Below are 20,001 nucleotides of genomic sequence, written 5' to 3'. Positions count from 1 at the left end.
TTGCTGAACTTCATTCAATTGGCTGCCGTTCACCGCATCAGTCGAAGTGGCATTTACATCACCTTTGGCGACATTGGTGATCTTTTGATTGCCTGCACTAATTCCGTTCTTGCTAATACTTGGACTATTCGCGATCGCATTGCCACTAGCATCCACAAAACTGAGGCCATTACTATTGATCAATGTACCTGCTGCATTGACGCTATCGACTTTCACATCTTTGGCTAATTTAACCGTGAGCTTGTTATTTCCATCAGCCACAACACCAATATTGTTATCTGTTAATTTGCTCGCATCTGTTACACCACCAACGACATTTAGCGTTTCTCCAAGTTTACGCTGTACATTGGCACCGCTATCTGCTTGAAAGGTTAGTGGTGTATTGGCTAAATCTTCAATTGCAGTATTGGTTTGATGCAATTGACTACCATTAATCGCATCCGTACTGGTTGAGCTGATTCGACCTGCTGCGACATTGACGATGATACGTTCATTCCCTGCACTACCCACACTTACACTTGAAGAATTGGTAGGCATACCCGCAAAATTATAGGTCTTGCCATTAATTACCGTACTGGTTGTTTGTACATAATCGGCAGATTGCGAACCATTACCAAGGGCAACAGCATTGTTATGATTAACAACTGTATTTGAACCTATGGCAGTCGCACCTTCGGCTGTTGCCTGTGCATTGGTACCTTGAGCAATGGTATTGGTATTTAACGCTTTGGCATTGAAACCTTGTGAAATTGCTGCGCTGCCTGTCGCCAAAGCATTTGCACCAATCGCAGTTGCATTATCTGCAATAGCTTGTGCATTGTTCCCTTGCGCAATGGAGTTAAGATTTAATGCCTTAGCTGAAACACCTTGCGCCAACGCATTTTCCCCGTCTGCTTTGGCTTGTTTACCTAAAGCAACCCCATTTGCTCCAATCGTCTGAGCATCTAGACCAATCGCAATTGCATCTTTCGCCTCAACTTTGCTGTTTTTACCCACTGCAATGGTATTTTCCTCAGTCGCTCGAGCCGTATTCCCTAGAGCAATTGCACTTTGAATTTGAGCAAAACTATCTGTACCAATGGCAATCGTATTTGAATTGAGATTGTTATCAATTTCATCTTTGGTCGGATTGGCTTTCCCTGAAATAGAGTTATTTCCCAGTGCAATTGCATTGGTTGCATAACTTGTTGCTTGTGTCCCTGTTGCAATTGAGTCACGAGCATTGGCATTGGCTTGTTTACCTGTCGCCAACGCATTGGTTCCAGATGCCGATGCTTGCGTACCTAAAGCCAGTGCATCTGTGCTTGAGGAACGACTGCTGACCCCAACGGCAAGCGCCCGATCGGCACTCGCTCGAGCATCATAACCTTGCGCTATACTTTCCTCTCCTCGTGCAATCGTTTCTTTACCAATCGCAATCCCTTTACTGTTAGTCACCAGTGCATTTGTCCCAATTGCCACTGCATCATTGACTTTATCATTGCTGGTTTGTGGCTCTGATTTCGCATCTTTACCAATGACAATACTATTTTCACCCCGGCTGATCGCATGCTGACCAATCGCAACACCTGCTGCATCATATGCAATCGTTCCTGTTGAACCAATCGTGGTCGCATTATCACCAAGGGCATAGACCTGCGAACCTATTGCCGTACTATTTTTATTCTGGGCAATGGCTTCAGGCCCAATTGCAACCGCATCTACCCCAGAAGCACCTTCATTATTTTTGTTTCCAATCGTCTCAGATTTAACACTGATATATTTGACCCGACTCGCTTCAACGGCTTCTTGCATTTGAGCTAGATTCACCGCATCTGTACCCACTTTACCTGGTGCCAAACCACTAATAACCGTATTAGGTCTTAGATTAATTTGTTTAGAGGTTGCATCTGTATAAGTCACTGCATTATCAATACTTGGCAGCACAGCACCACTTGAGATCGCACCTAAAGCATCGACCACTGTATTGTATTTATATTCCTTGCCATTATTATCTTTTAAGGTAATTTGCGAATAATTACCGTTGTTGTCTACACTAACATCGCCACCAATTAAGTTACCTACTTTCTCTTGAGCAATTTTTAATTGTCTGACATTAACAGCATCATAACCATCTGCACCATCATCCACATGAGCAATTCTTCTGTTAAATGCAGCCACACCTCCTGAACCATCCGAACCAACTGAGACCACGCCTTGATTACTGGTTTTAGATGAGGTCAGATAACCTGTTTGTGTTTCGGCTAACTCTTTTGAAGCAACAGAATTAGAACCCAAAGCAATACTATTATCTTTAGACCACGCATTTGTTCCAATTACAACGCCATTATCTGCATTTTTCTTGGTCCCTGTACCCGAGCCGTCATCAATCCCTTCTACTTTTGAATTGGACCCAATCGCAACCGCACCTTGATTGTCTGCACTTGCTAAATAACCAACAGCAACAGCCGCTTGACCTGAAATTGAACGTCCACCAATCGCTGTGGTATGGTCAGTTTCTTTGGCATTTTGATTGGATAAATAACCAATACTGACATTTTCCTCGCCCGCGGAAGCCTGACCCGATTTCGAACCAATCGCAATGTTATAATTTCCCGATGTACCATTGGATGCTTCTAAACCAATGGCGATATTTTCATTGCCTTTGATGTTTTGTCCTGCATTGGTACCAATTGCAATATGGTTTTGATTGCTATTTCCTGCATTATTGACCGTACCTACGCCTGCATTTGCACCTAAAGAAATGGCGCTGGTACTATTCGCCTGAGCACCTGAACCCAGTGCAGTAGAATTTGCTCCACTCGCAATTGCACTATCTCCCAAGGCTATTGCTGAGCCAGATGCTGCTTTCGCCCCTTGACCAATAGCGGTAGCATTCGATGCAGAAGCTTCTGCACCAGCCCCTAACGCAGTCGCATTCTCAGCACTTGAAATTGAGTTAGAACCTATAGAAACGGCATTTTTGGTGCTGGTACCACTAATCTTTGCAGCATCACCAATCGCAATCGAACTGGTAATTTCCATCGTATCCGTCGTCGCTGCCTGCCCAATCACGGTATTTTTATTGCCTAGTGCTTTAGTGTCTTTACCAATCGCAATTGACTCAATTCCATCGGTAGCAGGTGTACCCGCAACGGTTGCTGTTCCGACAATGGCATTATTACCAATCGCCACCGCATCTTTAGCTGCTATATTGGTCACAGCCTTTGGCCCTACCGCCACTGAGTCGGTACCATCAGCAACAGAATCATCTAAAACTGAAGTTGCATGGAAATATTTAGCGCGTTCAATTCCTGCATTTAACAAGTCTTGTTCAACTTTATACAGTTGATCACCAGTCACAACTTCCTTAGATCCAGAACCTACAGTAGCATTTTTAGTCACTGTAATTTGGCCATTATCGATCACAACCCCATCGACTGTAACTTTGTCAAAACTAACCTCTGGCTTTGTCGCAACAGTCAGATTATTTCCTGATCGGGTAATCGCAATATTTGCGCCATCTGAAAACTGAACTGTATCAGAAGACTTTACTGATGTTGCAGCATCACCATTTGCTTGAATTTTCCAGGTTTGATTCGATATTCCCCCAACCGATGACTGTAAATTTGCAATATCTCCTTCATTCACCGTGACTCGATTAGTTAGTGAGGAAATATCACCTGTGTTTTTAGATACACTCGAGTTTATTGTCGAAATATCACCTGTATTTTTCGAAACACTAGAATTTAATGATGAAATATCTGAGCTATTTTGATTGACTTTATTATCAACAGTTTTCAATTGCCCAAAAGTTGCAGCATCATCATTATTCGCCCCATCACTCAATCCAGAGATTTTATTGCTTGTACTATCAACCACCACCGTCCCCACGGTAACATTCTTAAAAGCAACATTATCCGATGTAGAAATTGTGTGCTTTATATTCAACGGATCACTATTATCTGTAACGACTTGTATATTATTTCCCTGAATTACCTCATCTGCATAACTTGCGCCTATCCCTACACTAAAATTAACCAGTATGACAGCAGCTAAAACCTTAATTGTCTTTGATTTTACTCTGGATTTAGCCAGCTCAGATACCGCTACCCAAACACCAGTTGAAGCATTCCACACCAGCTTATAGACTTTATTCATGATTATTTCACCTTATCGTTTATGTATGTTTTTAAAGTGTTTATTTTGAATAAAATATAAACAGAAACTTATTCAACCCTTGGTAACTTAGAGTAACTCTTTATTTATACTTTGTTTTTTAAATGTAATTTACAAAAATACAACTTACTTTAATATTATTTTAAATCTAATTAATGATTACAGTTTAAAACAACATTTTTCATTAAAAATCATAATATTAAATATTTATTATAAAAAATTAATTATTATTTAAAATTTATTAAAAAAACATAAAACACTAGTAAATACTTAGATTCCAATTTGTTTATTTGTGTAACTTTATTTTTATCTTTAGTTAAAATATATTTTTATATAACAACACTTTGAAAAAAAAATTAGCCTTTATAACAACTTAGACTTTAAAAATATAAAAATACAATAAAATCAATAGATTTGCACAGAATCGCTCTGAGGCGTATTTTAAAAAAACATGAAAAATAAATAAATTTCAAACCTAAAGATAGATCGAATAAGAAAAGTGAGATCGAAAAATGATTGAATGGTTACAAGGCGAATTAAAACATAGCCCAGAAATACTATTGTTCTTATCCTTAGCAATAGGTTTCTGGATCGGTCAGTTTCAATTCGGAAAATTTCAGTTCGGTGGTGTAGCAGGTTCCCTACTTGTTGCAGTCGTACTCAGTCTCATCGGTGTTCCCGTCGATAATGGGGTCAAAGCCATTCTATTTGCATTATTTATTTATGCAGTTGGTTTTGAAAGTGGCCCACAGTTCTTCAAATCATTGGGTCCACAATCGATAAAAGAAATCCTATTAGCAGTCTTCATGGCAGTCAGCGGCTTAATCACAGTCTTGGTCATGGCAAAGTTATTCCATTTAGACAAAGGTTTAGCCGCAGGACTCGCTGCTGGTGGAATGACCCAATCTGCAATTATTGGGACTGCAGGTGATGCGATTTCACGACTCGACCTGCCCTTGGCTGAGATTCAAAAACTACAGGCCAATGTCGCAATCGGATATGCGGTGACTTATATTTTTGGTTCATTGGGTGCCATCATTGTCTGTGTCAATATTCTGCCTAAATTTATGGGCAAAGAAATTCACGATGATGCTTTGAAAGCACAATCCGAACGTCTGAAAGGTGCTTTTGAATTAGCACCAGGTCAAGAGCTTGCAATGCCTGAAATTGTCGGACGTATTTATAAAGTCAAACAAGCCAATGGACAAACTGTTGCAGAACTTGAATCCATACAAAGTAGCATTACCATCGAGCGCTTAAAGCGTAAAGATCAATTGATTGATGTGGCACCAGAACTAACTTTACAAACAGATGATGTGATATTGCTGGTCGGCCGTCGTGCCAGTGTTGTTGCTATTTCAGACCAAATTGGTACTGAACTACAGTCTTCACAAGGTATGGAAATGATTATGGATACGACCGATGTCATCCTAAGAAATTCCAAGTATATCAATCGCAGTCTCGGTGATATTAAAAGTAATACCCCATCCTATTTAAAGCATGGGATTTACGTGCTGGCGATTAAACGTAACGATGAAACGCAGAGCTTGAGTGATGACACCGTTTTACATCAAGGGGATGTTATTACCGTGTATGGAACTAAAAGTGATCTTGATCGTTTAGTCAAAGAAGCAGGTACAGCACTGCCAGAAAGCTTAAAAACCGACTGGATTTTCCACGGCGCAGGCTTGGTCGTTGGTTTATTGATTGGTTTGTTTGTAGTCCGTATTGGTGATGTCCCTCTAACACTTGGTGCAGGTGGTGGTGCGTTACTGTCAGGTCTTCTGTTTGGTTGGTTGCGCAGCCGCAATCAAGTCCATGGCAACATGCCTTTAGCTGCATCGCAGCTCCTGAAAGATCTGGGTCTTGCAGGATTCGTGGCTGCGGTTGGCTTGCAATCTGGTTTACAAGCCATCCAAACCATTAAAGACAGTGGTCTGTCCTTATTTATGATCGGTGTGGTGGTCACATTAGTTCCTCTGATTCTTTCCATGCTTTTTGCACGTTATGTGCTGCGTTATGACAACGTTGCCGTTATGGCAGGCGCCTTGTCTGGTTCTCGTAGTGCCAACCCTGCCTTTGGTGCAATTTTAGATAAAGCTGGAAACTCAATTCCGACCGTGCCTTTTGCAATTACCTATGCCTTGGCAAACGTATTCTTAACTCTGCTTGGCCCACTGATTGTTGGCCTTGCTTAAATCCATATTCAAAATTTTATTGCCGTCACTATAATTAAGGAGACTTCCCATGGGGAACGTTGATTACTCAAAATACTCAAAACTTAGCCCATTCGAACTAAAAGACAATTTAATTGAGCTTGCCCAAAGCAAAACAGACAGGATGATGCTGAATGCAGGCCGCGGAAATCCAAACTTTTTAGCCACGATTCCGCGTCGGGCATTCTTCCAATTGGGGCTATTTTCAACAACGGAATCAGAGTTTTCGTTCTCTTATATGCCAGAAGGCTTAGGCGGCTTCCCTCGCCCAGTTGGTCTGCAATCTCGCTTCGATAACTTCATTATGCACAATCGGGATAAACCCGGTGTAGTATTTTTAGGCAAAGCCATTTCCTATGTCCGAGATCAGCTCGGTTTAGATCCAGATGCTTTTTTACTGGAAATGGTTGAGGGAATTTTAGGTTGTAACTACCCTGTCCCTGACCGCATGCTACGTATCAGTGAATCGATTATCAAAGAATATATCCTACGTGAAATGGGCGTCCAAGGCATGCCGAAAGAAGGCTTAGACTTGTTTGCGGTCGAAGGTGGAACCGCAGCAATGGCCTATATTTTTAACTCCTTAAAAGAGAATAAAATTATTGCCAATGGCGATCGTATCGCGATTGGTGCACCTATTTTCACACCATATTTGGAAATTCCAAAACTGAATGACTATCAACTTGAAGAAGTCCTGATCGAGGCCGATCCAAAACTCGGATGGCAATACCCTGAATCTGAATTGCGGAAACTGGAAGACCCATCGATTAAAGCCTTCTTTCTGGTGAATCCAAGTAACCCGCCCTCAGTAAAACTCAGCGATGAAGGTTTGGCGATATTGGCTGATATCGTGAAAAAACGACCTGACCTGATTATTTTAACCGATGATGTGTACGGTACATTTGCAGACAATTTCAAATCACTGTTTGCGATCTGCCCAGACAATACCATCTTGGTGTATTCATTCTCGAAATATTTTGGAGCAACTGGATGGAGACTCGGGGTAATCGCTCTCTCCAACAATAATATTCTGGATCAAAAACTGGCTGCGCTGTCGAAAAAAGACAAGAAGGAACTGGAAGAACGCTATTCTTCTTTAACCACTGATCCAGCCAAGATCAAATTTATTGATCGTCTGGTCGCAGATAGTCGCAATGTAGCACTGAACCACACCGCAGGTCTTTCTACACCTCAACAAGTGCAAATGGTACTGTTTGCCCTATTCAATATGATGGATTCGCAACAGAACTATAAGAAGGCGGTTAAATCTGTAGTGCGCGAACGTGATGCTGCGCTGTATCGACAATTAGGAGTTGAAGTTCCAGCCGATCCAAACTCAGTCGATTACTATACCTTGGTCAACTTGGAAAATACCTCTCGAACACTGTATGGAGACGAGTTTGCAGATTGGGTCATGAAGAATAAGAACCCAACCGAATTATTATTCCGCGTTGCTGATGAAACAGGTGTGGTACTGTTACCAGGTTCAGGCTTTGGGGTACAGCACCCTTCTGCCCGTGCGTCATTGGCCAACCTGAATGAATACCAATATGCTGCCATTGGGGATTCCTTAAGACGCTTTGCCGAAGAATCTTATCAAGAATACTTAAAAACCAAGAAAGGCAAAAAATAAATCTGAATCAATGTTCCTGATCAATAAAAAAGCAGCTTAGGCTGCTTTTTTATATTTTTAAACTCAAAACTTTAAATTAAAGATCAAGTACTAGTTTTTTGCCTTTTGCACGCGATACACAAATCATCATCGACTGCTGTGAGGCTTTTTCATCATCACTCAGATACTGATCGAAATGCTCTACCTCACCTTCTAGAATCATGGTTTCACACGTGCCACAGACTCCTTCACGGCATAAACATTCCACATCAATATTGAGCAATTCAATCGCTTGTAAAATGGTTTGATTGCCTTGCACTTCCACTTCTTGATTGGATTTCGCCAATACAACCGTAAATGCTTCACCCTCTTCAGGTACCGTAGATGCAAACTGTTCCCAGTGAATATATTCATCGCGGTAACGATGGTAATTACAACGATCGATCACTGCATCAATCATTGGCTTTGGGCCACACACATAGACGTGCGTACCTTTGGGTTGAGAGCCAATCAATTGATCGAGATCAAGATATTTTCCATCTGAATCAATATAGCTAACAATATGTTCGCCATGCTTTTGCTTGAGTTCATCTAACAATGCAGCATGCTCTGGGGAACGGTAGGCATAATGCAATTCAAAGTCTGCACCACGCGCTGCCAGCTCATCCATTTGCGGCACAAATGGGGTAATCCCAATCCCGCCTGCAATTAAAATATGTTTCTCACCATCTGCCGCCAATGGAAACAAATTCTTCGGTTCAGAAATCAGAATTTCACAGCCTTCATTGCACTGATCATGCATAAAGACTGAACCACCTTTACCTTCAATATCTTTACGGACACAGACTTGGTAAGTCGATAGATCATGAGCACAGCTCATCAATGAATAGGCATTGGATAGCTGATCATTCATTTTCACAATGATATGACTGCCACCATTGAATTGAGGGAAATTTTGTCCGTCCTGACGTTTAAATGTAAACCGTTTGATCAGTGGAGTCAGTTGCTCTACCCGTGTGACCACCGATGCAAACATTTCATAATGACTAGCCATGTCTAAATCCTCTTTACCGCATGCTGCTCATCTCAGCATTTTCTAATTTTAAGCGCATATTGCCCGTTGGGCTGCCCATTCTGACAACCCAACCAACAGTGTCCCTAAATTCCTAAACACATATATTTAATGGTCATAAATTCTTCTAAACCGTATTTAGAGCCTTCACGACCAACACCCGATTGTTTTACACCGCCAAATGGCACCACTTCATTGGAAATAGCAGTTGAGTTCATCCCGACCATGCCATATTCCAGTTGTTCAGCCACACGCCAAATCCGTGAAATGTTTTCGCTATACACATAGGCTGCCAAACCAAAAATGGTATCGTTGGCTTGCGCCACCACATCCGCTTCCTCAGTAAAACGAATTAAAGGTGCTACTGGGCCAAAAATTTCTTCCTGAACAATGTCCATATCACGCGAAACATCGGTTAACACGGTCGGTTCAAAGAAGGTTTGTCCAAGTGCATGTTGTTGACCACCGCACGCCACTTGGGCACCTTTGCCACAAGCATCATCAATCAACTGTTTTGCTTTCAGTACTGCCTTGTCATTGATTAACGGCCCGATCTGTACATTCGGTTCCAAACCATTGCCGATTTTGAATTTCTGTACTTCTTGCACAAATTTCTCGGTAAAGGCCTGATAAACCTTGTCATGGACATAGATTCGATTGGCACAAACACAGGTCTGCCCTGCATTACGGAACTTGGCAAAGATTGCACCTTGTACCGCTTTATCCAGATCCGCATCATCAAACACGATCAATGGTGCATTGCCACCCAGTTCCAGCGCCAATTTTTTAATGGTGCCTGAGCATTGCTGCATCAATAAACGCCCCACAGGTGTAGAACCAGTAAAGGTCAGTTTTTTGACTTTTTCATGACTGCTAAAGACCAAACCAATCTCTTGCGATTTGCCTGTAACTACATTAATGACACCTGCTGGAATGCCTGCCATTTCTGCCAGTTTGGCAATTGCAAGCGCACAATATGGGGTTTCATTGGCAGGCTTAATCACGATCGTACAACCCGCTGCCAAAGCAGGTGCCGCTTTACGGGTAATCATGGCAATAGGGAAATTCCACGGCGTAATCGCTGCAACCACACCCACAGGTTCTTTGGTGATAATAAAACGCTGCTGGCTATTGGTGGTTGGAATCACATCGCCATAAACACGTTTGCCTTCTTCCGCAAACCATTGAATAAATGAAGCTGCATATTTCACTTCACCCAAAGCTTCGGCTAAGGGTTTACCCTGCTCAATGGTCATGATCCGCGCCAGCTCATCCGCGTGGCTCAAAACCAGCTGATACCAAGCCAATAATAGGTCTGCACGTTTTTGTGCCGTTAATCCTTTCCACGCTGCTAAAGCCTGATACGCCACTTCAACCGCTTCGGTGGCTTCTGCTGCACCCATATTTGGAATGACACCAATTTCTTCACCTGTCGCAGGATTGGTCACAGGAATGGTGGCATTAGATTGTGCACTCACCCATTGACCATTGATCAATCCGCGTTGTTGAAATAACGGACTTGCTTGCAAACTTGACATGTCATGTTCCTATCGATTAAAAGCAAGGTACGGCCTGATCACCGCACCTTAAATTATCTGATGCCTGAGACAAAATTATTTGTGGTATTGCGCAACAAGATTCTGGAAATACGCAATACCGTGTTCACTGATTCCTGAACGTTGCTTGTCGGTCATGATACGCCCTTGACCACGATAACCCCGTGATTTTAAACCACGTTGTACGCTTTCAACCAGTTCGAGGTCTTCAGGACGGAAGACATTGCGATACCATTCAATCAGGTCTTTCTGATCTTGAGTCAATTCTTCATTGGTGAAGAAAATGTCATAGTGCTGCAAAGTGGTTTCCGCATCCATCGGGAACTCATAAATCACGGTCATAAAGTTCGCACCCGGTGGTACGTTAAACATGGTGCATGGCCAAGTCCAGAAACCACTAAAAGTTGGATCCTTCACCGATGGGTCAAGCTTGAATGATTTTTCTGAAGAACGTGCATAACCATATTGCAGCGTCCAATTTTGATGGGTGGTGTGCCAGTATTTATCCACCTGTACCGAGTCAGCAAAACCAGGATGCGCTGGACCACAGTGATAACATTCTAAATAGTTATCCACGATCACTTTCCAGTTGGCAGGTGTTTCCGTTACAAAACGTGCAGCCAGTTTCAAGTCTTTGATTACGGCACAAGCTTCATTCAGTTTTTGTGCAAATTCAGGCAATTGATCTTCAACACAAGTGGCATTTTCATCCATATTAATAAAGACAAAACCACCATATTCTTCAACTTTTAACGGCACCATGCTGGAGTTTTGCTTGTCAAAAGACTCAACATGATCACAGTTACGTGCCAGTGCCAAACTACCATCCAGCTTGAATGTCCATGCATGATACGGACAGGTAATCACGTTTTTGGCTTTACCGCTACCACTTAATAATTCATGACCACGATGTGGGCAGACATTATAAAATGCACGCAATACACTATCTTTACCGCGAATCACGATGATGTTTTCACCAATCACCTTACGGGTAATATAGTCATTGGCTTGGGCAACTTCACTGCCATGTGCTACGCAAATCCAGCTTTTCGCAAAAATTTCTTCTTTTTCGCGCTCAAACACCTGAGATGAGGTATAGAACACTTTTGGAAATGTCCATGCCACATCTGGGTTTGAACAGAAATCTTCTGGTAATTTTTCAACTGCATTCATGGTTTTACTCCATTAAACTGTTTTGTCCTAACGACCGTTTTATCAAAATTGGCTGATGTTCAAATCACTTGAACATTTGCTTTAACGAACTCAGCATGTGCTGATATAAATCCTGCACCACAGGACAATCCCGTACTAAACGTAAACTGCCATGTAGTAATCCTTTGCCGAGATAAAACTCGGCGGTAATATTGGCTTGTTTTAACTTGTCCACGAAAATACGCCCGTCATCACTCAGTGGATCGTATTCAGCCACCGCAACAAAGCTACGTGGCATGTCAGAAAAATCCTGTGCATTTAGTGGCGCTAAACGTGTATCTTCCCAGTCATTTGCATTCGGCGCATATTCCTTCAGGTAATAATGCATTTCCTCGAGCGTCAATAACGGCGCCTGTGCGTGCTGCTGACAAGACGCGGTATCAAAACTAATGCCCAAACATGGATAGATCAAAGCCAAACCACATGCCTGATTGCCTGTATGTTGTAATTGAACCGCCAGTGCCGCGGCTAAATTGCCGCCTGCACTGTCGCCTGCTAAGGCAATCTGCGTTGGATCAATGTTCCAGTCTGCGCCATGCGCACGAAGCCACTGATAAACCGTTTCACAGTCTTCATAAGCGGCTGGGAAATGATGTTCGGGCACCAAACGATAATCCACACTCAGTACCGCAACATTCAAATCACGACATAAATAACGGGTAATAAATTCATGTGAATCTAGATTCCCCAGCATCCAGCCACCCCCATGGATAAACAACACGCAAGGCCAACCTTGCGCAGGTGCTTGGCCCAAGGGTGAATACAACCGAACATTGACTGGATGAGTGGCATGCGCAACAGTTTTATCTTCAATATTGACCGTACCATCACGTGGCAAGGTGTAATGCAGGCACATCGCATCATAGGCTGCACGAATTGAATCAATATCGTTATCCGCTGCTGAATAAATGCTGCTCCAGTACACCAGACTTTGCATTTCTTCGCTTAACCCATAGTGCATGTTCGGTTGCTGAGTCATAACAATTCCTTTTGACTGCTTTTATGTGCCAGTGTGGTTGCCGCAATATCAATCTGCATCTGTTGATTTGGGTCAGTATGCTCAAGCGCGTCCAAATCACTAAAGCTGCGCTGTTCAATCAAATGCGATGGTACTTTGGAATAATCCTCAATCAACCATTTCACCAAGCCATAGGTCTGTACCAGAATAATCACAATAAACGGCAAGGCAGTCACAATGGTGGCCGTTTTCATGGTGTCTAACGGCGCCTTAGAGAAAATCATCGCAATCGGTACCAGGGTTAACATCAGACACCAAAACAAACGCGCATTCGGAGATGGATCTTGCCCTTCACTTAGGCCACGGGTACAGGTTGCAGAAACCGCATAGCCCACCGCATCCATATGTGCTGCAAGGAAAATCACCATAATGCCAAGGAACAACCACATCATCAGCTTGCCTGCTGGCAATAAACCGAGCAGTTGACCAATCGCCACTTCACCGCCTTGCTGACTCAAGATTTGCGGCACATTGACCATGCCGTGAATAAAGCTGTGAACGCTGTAATTTTCAAATACCCCAAAGATGAACCATAAACCAACGCTACCGCCGATGACCATGGCAAGAATCACTTCTTTAATGGTGCGTCCTTTAGATACACGGGTCACAAACAGCGCTACACCGGGTGCATAAGAAATCCACCATAACCAATAGAACACCGTCCATTCACGGGTAAACTTTCCATCGCCCATCGGGTCGGTAAACAGACTCATATCGACAAAGTTAGTCGCCATCAGACCAAAACTCATCAATGAATTATTCATAATGAATTGGGTTGGGCCAAAGCACAGCACATAGATCGCAAACAGCACCACACCCAAACACACCATATGACTCAAACGCTGCATGCCTTTATCCATACCGACATAAGAGCTGAGGGCAAATAACACCGACACCGCCAAGATGATAATGACTTTGGTCATGAAGGTATTCGGAATACCCGTGAGTTGGGACAGAATGTTGGTAAAAGTGACTGCAGTCAAAACCAGTGAAATGGTCAAGGCACCAAACATGCATAGCAAGAACATCAGGTCGACCACACGTCCAACGGGTCCTGTCGCTTTAAAGCCAGTGACTGCTTCGACCATTGAGGCTAAGCTCAAGCCTTTATTCTTTCTGACATGATAGCTATAGCACAGTGAAATCGATGCCAAAGCATAGATCGACCATGCACTCAAACCAGAGTGAAAGAAGGAATAGGCCACGCTGTATTTCAGTGCTTCAGCTGACTCAGGAGCTAAATTCAAACCTGGCGTTTGATAATAATAAGCCCAGTCTAGAAAGCCCCAGTACAAGGTAGATGACCCGATCCCCGACAAAATAAACATGAAAATCCATGACATGGTGCTGTATTGGGGCTTACCTTCGCCGAGCTTGATTTTGCCGTATTTACTAAAGGCCAAACCGAAGGTAAAAATAATTGATAAAAAAGCAAATAACAGGACTGGCGTGGTAAACACCGACGTGGTCCATTGCATCCATTTTGCTGCCAGTTGTATTGATTCAGATGAGTAGATTGCCAACCCAGCCACCGATGTAAATACAACGGCAAGACTGGTGATCGCAAGCGTCTTATCTGTATAAGGCTTTGTAATTTGATTATCCATATCTATTCAATCCATCTCGGATAGTGACTATTCCCTCAGGGGTACTTACTCCATCGCGAATAAATCCATTTTTTGCTGAGTCACACAGGATGCAATCGCATCACCCACTTCATAGGTCTTGGCAGTTCCGCCGACATCAGGCGTTTTCGGGCCATGCACCAACACATGCTCAATCGCCTGCATAATTTCCTGCCCTGCCTGAATCACCTGCTCATCTCCATCTGCCAAGAAATCCAGCATCATGGCACCTGACCAAATCGCCGCAATCGGATTGGCAATTTGCTGACCGTAAATATCGGGTGCTGAACCATGCACAGGTTCAAACAATGACGGGAATTTACGTTCAGGGTTGAGGTTGGCCGAAGCCGCCAAACCAATGGTGCCGGTACATGCAGGGCCTAAATCCGACAAGATGTCACCAAATAAATTCGATGCCACCACCACATCAAAACGCTCAGGCTGTAGAACAAAACGTGCCGCTAAAATATCAACATGCTGTTTATCTGCCTTAATCTGTGGATAGTGTTTTGCCATTGCATCGACACGCTCGTCCCAGTACGGCATGCTGACGGCAATGCCATTAGATTTGGTTGCAGCCGTGATTTTTTTAGCCTCACGTTGATCCGCAAATTCAAACGCATATTTTAAAATGCGATCGACGCCATGACGGGTAAACACCGCTTCCTGCAAGACGAACTCACGATCAGTGCCTTCAAAGGCTTTACCACCAATCGCTGAATATTCACCTTCGCTGTTTTCACGCACCACATAAAAATCGATATCGCCTGGTTGCTTACCAGCCAGTGGACATTTCACCCCAGGCATTAACCGAACTGGACGTAAATTCACATACTGGTCAAAACGACGACGGAACTGCAGCAATGATCCCCATAGTGAAATGTGATCAGGCACCTTTTCAGGCCAACCCACCGCACCAAAGAAAATTGCATCATATTCCTGCAAGACTTCAAACCAGTTATCCGGCATCATTTTGCCGTGTTCAAGGTAGTAATCGCAGCTGGCCCAATCAAAGCTATCCATTTGAACTTGAATGCCATATTTGTCTGCTGCCGCCTTTACAACCTTGATGCCTTCTGGTAGAACTTCTAAACCAATCCCATCACCCGCAATCGTGGCAACTTTATACTTTTTTGCCATAACGCTCCCTTACACCTTTGGTTAATATCCTTAGCTGTAAACATGCTGTTTTCAGCAAAAATGATCAATAAGAAAACTATCACCCCAATGGACACGGATCGTGAATAATCTACCTAACCTATCGGATTTAAAGGTTTTTTGCACAGTCGCCAAACGCAAGAGTTTTGTCGATTCAGCTGAGGAGCTAGGTGCTTCACCTGCATTTATCAGTAAACGCATCAATATTTTAGAAACCAATCTGAACTGTAAACTGTTCCATCGCAGTACCCGTCATGTCAGTTTGACCGAAGATGGCAAACTGATTCTGGATCGGGTCTCCAATATTCTGGATGAATTTGATGAAATCAGTGAGCTGGTGAATAACCCCTTAAGCACGCCCACAGGTCATCTCGACATAGTCAGTAGCTTCGGTTTTGGCCGTAAACATGTTGCGCCAATTCTGTCTAAATTAATGACCATGTACCCAAAACTGGAAATTCAGTTTGATACCATCGACAACACCAAAGACCTGATTCAACACAGTATTGATCTGGATATTCGCATCGGCAATGACATTGCCCCGAATATGATTGCCAAAAAACTGGTGTCGAATTTCCGAATTTTCTGCGCTGCACCCAGCTACTTACTGCAACAAGGCATGCCTGAAAGTTTGGAAGATTTACGCAACCATGATTGCCTGACTATCAGTGAGCGTGACCAATCCTCAGTATTATGGAAATTGCGTCATCTCTCGGAAGATCGGTCGGTACATGTCACACCGCGCTTCATTTCCAATAATGGCGAGATTATTCACCAGTTGGCGATTGAGGGACATGGCATTATCTTACGTTCGATTTGGGATGTCGCAGATGAATTGATTAGTGGTCAGTTACAGCATATTTTGCCTGAATACTGGCAAGATGCCGATGTTTGGGCGGTCTATCCTTCACGTTTAAAAAGTTCGTCTAAACTACAGACCTGTATCCTGTTTATTCAAAATGAACTGATCAACCGTTTACAGCATATCCAGAACCTAAGCCGTGGTCAGTTGATCCAACCGATTGAGCCGATCAATCCAAATACAGAGAAAGTATTTCTATAATCGCGCTAAGCTGCCTGCTTTCTTTTTTCAACCATATCATGCACATTAGCAAGATCATGAAATAACAGGCAGCTTATGAGCACGGCAATATTTGGCCTTATTTTACTTGCAGCGACATGTCACGCCACATGGAATGCCATTGTAAAAGCGGGTACAAATAAATTTTTAACTACCGTATTGGTCACTGCATCCGCAGCAGTTTTAGCCGCACTACTGCTGCCCTTTTTCCCGATTCCGCATCGCGAGAGCTGGCCTTATATTCTGTCTTCAACAGCAATACAAATTCTGTATTTTGGTATGGTGGCTAAAATCTATCGCGTTGCCGATATGGGGCTGACTTATCCCTTAATGCGTGGCACAGCACCGCTGATTGTGGCCATTTTAGGCACTTTGTTATTGCATGAACAACTTCAATTCAATGCATGGCTAGGCATTATCACCATTTCCGTCGGCATTTTATCGATGATTCTGGCTGCGCCCAAAACGGGACGCAAAGGTATCGGTCTGGCTCTACTCAACGCTGTCCTGATTGCGGGTTATACCTTGCTGGATGGACATGGTGTTCGCCTTGCAGGATCAGCCATTGCCTATATCCTATGGAGTTTCGTACTCTCAGGACTGATCTTTTTTATCTTTGCCCTAAAAATGCAATATCGGCAAATGGGGGAGTATTTTCGACATAATTGGCATTTAGGTTTAATTGGTGGAATCGGTTCATTTTTTTCTTATGGTTTGGCACTGTGGGCGATGACGCTTGCACCTGTTGCGATTGTTGCCGCACTAAGAGAAACCTCGATTTTATTTGCCACGCTGATTTCGATCTTTATTCTAAAAGAACGTATTAATGCGGTACGGATTATCTCCTCATGCATCATTTTGATTGGTGCTTTGATCTTAAGAACCGCCTAAAGCAAAAAGCCAGTCTATCGCAAACAGACTGGCTCATTTTCAACGCTGAGTTTAGAAATAATAACCCAAGGATAAATAGAACAATTTATTCCATTGATTGCTCTCACCTTGTGCCAATCCATCTGCGCCACTGCCCGTCATTGGGTCATTGCGACTCCAGATATATTCCCCCTGTATGCCGACTTTTTTATAGTTAAAATATAGACCTGCGATTAAGCGATCCGAATCTTGATAGCCTGATTCATCTTTATAAAAACGACTATACGACACATAGGGTTTAATATTTTCTAACTGATGGAAAGGCTTAGCAAAGGTATAGTTAATTTCATTGGCCATATATTTACCTTTGTTGGCCACTTGATAAGGATAGTCAAATGCGCCAATGGTCGAACTTTTTGGCAAAAGATCATCTGCATTTTTAATGTCCTGCTCTCCTGCCAAGAACAACCATTGCCATGCCTGATAATTGGTGGTGCTAAAAATGCTCCATGTACTACGATGCCCATCTTTATTGGTTCGGTTATTTTCCAGTTCCGAATACCAGTAAGAGCCACCAATTTCCGTGGAGAAATTCTGAGATTGATCGAGCTCAAATTTTCGGGATAAGCGTGTCACCCACATATTCTTTTCATCAATATCGGTACCTTGGGTCTGATCATCTGCCCGCACAAAGTTACCGCTATAGCGACTGGAATCTTTGGATGTGCCTTTGTAGTTACCACCATCAGTCGGGTAAAAACCGAGAATGAAGTTATACAGATTGTCCTTAAACTGGTATTTCACTCCAAGGTTTTGAATGTCTTCCAGCCCAACGGTATTGAGCAAAGTTTCATAATAACTATTGCCCCAAAGTCGTCCAAAGCCGAAATCAACCGATTGAAAACCAACTGTCAGCCGTTGCTGATCCGAGAATTTGTAGCCTGCCCAAGCATCTTTTAAAAACAGTGCATCACATAAGCGGTCATACTGGTAACAACGCACATCCATCGATGCAATCCAGTCTGGATTTTCATAACTCAAGACCGCCTTGATATCGGCCAATCTCCAGTCATCATTTTTGGAGCCTTCATTGGCTTCGACAATATAGTCTTTATGGATATAGCGGGTACGGATGGCGCCTGTCAGTTTTAGTTCACCCGCCTGTGTTTTCGGGTCACCGATACTTAAATCGGCGGCCAAGACTGGCGTATTTGCCAAGATACCTATTGAACCCAAGAGAAGCAGTGCTTTTTTCATTGTTGTACGTCCTTGTTTAACCTCATAAGAAAATGAAGAAATTCAGGCTGACAAACAACGCTTAAACTATAAAGTTGGTCTTTACGGAGTGTGTTTAATGGAACAGGATTAGAGATACTGAAGCTATCCGCACGTAAATTAAAAGGTTTAATCTATGCAACAAATAGCTTCAGCTTTTTTCATGGTTTAAAAGTTTACGGTAGAAATCTCTTCTACAACCTTTAATCCTTGCTGCGTTTTTTTAACTGAGTACATATTTAAATCCATTGATGAGGCTAAGCCAAATTGAAGCCGTGTGCTCAAAAGAATTGAAATTTTACTGCTGTCATTTATCAACTGCGGCTCAAGTCTTTGTAAATTATCTGCGAACTCTTGGGCGAAAAATGAATTTTTAAGTTTTATTGGATCATTGATCTGCACATCAAATAAAATGAGTTGAGCCTCTGATCCATCTTCCATTTCTAAAATCCGTTTTACATGAACAATTTCAGGCTGACCGCCCTTAAAATTATTAATTTCAACAGTATTATCACGATCAAACAAATTGAAAGAAGAAATTCCAATGCCTAAACCCACCAACGTAATCAATGCTGCAAAAATCTTATGCTTAGTCCACATCTCAGGAACTTGTTGTTCTTGATCATCTTTTTTTAAATTAATCACCATTGAACCCACAACGAAGTCATGAATGGAGCGGCGGTTTTGTCGGTTAAAAATATAAAAATAAATAAGCAAAATTTGTAAGCAGGCCAACAACAGGTTGAATAATTCAGATAATAGTAAAATCGGAAAATAACCGCTTAATGACATGAGGCATGATGGCGCAAACAAGATGGATGAACGAAGCAATGATGGAATTACAGCAAGATCTTTCCCATGTGTGTCAGCCACTCTGATTTTTAAAAGCTGTTTGCCAAACGTTTGTCCAGAATGTAAATGACTGTTTAACAAACCAAAATATAAAACAACAAAGAAATATCCAATAAAAATAGATATAACTGGGAATTGATGCAAAAAATTAGATAAAAGTCTAATCGTACTCCAGCAGAAACCACCTACCAGTAATAAATCAATAAGAAAAGCAAATGATCGGCGCCAGAAACCAGCAATATAAGAAAATTTTACAGAAGACAAAACATACCCTTTATATTTAATTAAAAATTTAT

General features: G+C 42.5%; 13 protein-coding genes. 4 read left to right on the top strand and 9 right to left on the bottom strand.

All coding sequences use genetic code 11. From position 1 onward, the window contains the following. Positions 1-4,140 (bottom strand): ESPR-type extended signal peptide-containing protein (locus B2727_RS01165; protein ID WP_291345986.1); only part of this gene is annotated, 4,140 nt, incomplete at its 3' end. Positions 4,141-4,670: 530 nt separating this feature from the next. Here B2727_RS01165 and aspT point away from each other — a divergent pair. Together aspT and B2727_RS01155 are read left to right on the top strand one after the other, a co-directional pair. After that, complete coding sequence (aspT, locus tag B2727_RS01160) at positions 4,671-6,356, top strand: aspartate-alanine antiporter (RefSeq protein WP_241345123.1); 1,686 nt, start codon at positions 4,671-4,673, stop codon at positions 6,354-6,356. 49 nt (positions 6,357-6,405) lie between these two features. Continuing rightward, a complete protein-coding gene (locus tag B2727_RS01155) occupies positions 6,406-8,007 on the top strand; it encodes a bifunctional aspartate transaminase/aspartate 4-decarboxylase (RefSeq protein ID WP_004806113.1) in 1,602 nt (533 codons plus the stop codon). A gap of 76 nt (positions 8,008-8,083) precedes the next feature. On the opposite strand, the gene cntB is transcribed toward B2727_RS01155, so the two are convergent. The 6 genes from cntB to B2727_RS01125 all read right to left on the bottom strand — a co-directional run bounded on the left by cntB (position 8,084) and on the right by B2727_RS01125 (position 15,609). Continuing rightward, positions 8,084-9,040, bottom strand: coding sequence for a carnitine monooxygenase, reductase subunit CntB (gene cntB, locus B2727_RS01150; RefSeq protein ID WP_241345125.1), 957 nt, complete (start codon positions 9,038-9,040; stop codon positions 8,084-8,086). 104 nt (positions 9,041-9,144) lie between these two features. Next, positions 9,145-10,596, bottom strand: coding sequence for an NAD-dependent succinate-semialdehyde dehydrogenase (locus tag B2727_RS01145; RefSeq protein ID WP_241345126.1), 1,452 nt, complete (start codon positions 10,594-10,596; stop codon positions 9,145-9,147). A 75-nt stretch (positions 10,597-10,671) separates the two neighbouring features. After that, positions 10,672-11,787, bottom strand: a complete 1,116-nt coding sequence (gene cntA, locus B2727_RS01140; RefSeq protein ID WP_005150788.1) for a carnitine monooxygenase subunit alpha — start codon at positions 11,785-11,787, stop codon at positions 10,672-10,674. A gap of 64 nt (positions 11,788-11,851) precedes the next feature. After that, positions 11,852-12,805 (bottom strand): alpha/beta hydrolase, encoded by a 954-nt coding sequence (locus tag B2727_RS01135; RefSeq protein ID WP_241345127.1) that lies wholly within the window; start codon positions 12,803-12,805, stop codon positions 11,852-11,854. Beyond that, entirely contained in the window at positions 12,802-14,457 is a 1,656-nt protein-coding gene (locus B2727_RS01130; RefSeq protein ID WP_241345176.1) for a BCCT family transporter, read from the bottom strand. The genes B2727_RS01135 and B2727_RS01130 overlap by 4 nt, the downstream gene beginning before the upstream one ends. A 39-nt stretch (positions 14,458-14,496) precedes the next feature. Continuing rightward, positions 14,497-15,609: a tartrate dehydrogenase gene (locus B2727_RS01125; protein WP_033134562.1), complete on the bottom strand. Its 1,113-nt coding sequence runs from the start codon at positions 15,607-15,609 to the stop codon at positions 14,497-14,499. 100 nt (positions 15,610-15,709) lie between these two features. Between B2727_RS01125 and B2727_RS01120 the strand changes: the two genes are divergently transcribed. Further along, the gene (locus tag B2727_RS01120) at positions 15,710-16,690 is read left to right on the top strand and encodes a LysR family transcriptional regulator (RefSeq protein WP_005213090.1); all 981 of its coding nucleotides are present in this window, start codon (positions 15,710-15,712) and stop codon (positions 16,688-16,690) included. A 75-nt stretch (positions 16,691-16,765) separates the two neighbouring features. Next, a complete protein-coding gene (locus tag B2727_RS01115) occupies positions 16,766-17,599 on the top strand; it encodes a DMT family transporter (RefSeq protein WP_033134561.1) in 834 nt (277 codons plus the stop codon). Between the two features lie 51 nt (positions 17,600-17,650). Here B2727_RS01115 and B2727_RS01110 read toward each other — a convergent pair whose 3' ends face one another. Then, on the bottom strand, positions 17,651-18,835 hold the full coding sequence (locus tag B2727_RS01110; protein WP_033134560.1) for a porin: 1,185 nt from the start codon (positions 18,833-18,835) through the stop codon (positions 17,651-17,653). A 186-nt stretch (positions 18,836-19,021) separates the two neighbouring features. Then, entirely contained in the window at positions 19,022-19,969 is a 948-nt protein-coding gene (locus tag B2727_RS01105) for an RDD family protein (RefSeq protein WP_033134559.1), read from the bottom strand. Positions 19,970-20,001: the final 32 nt, after the last annotated feature.

Source organism: Acinetobacter sp. UBA991, from assembly GCF_002292065.1.
Classification (GTDB): Bacteria; Pseudomonadota; Gammaproteobacteria; order Pseudomonadales; family Moraxellaceae; genus Acinetobacter; species Acinetobacter higginsii.
The sequence above is the reverse complement of the archived record's forward strand: the minus strand, read 5'-3'. Positions and strand labels throughout refer to the sequence as shown.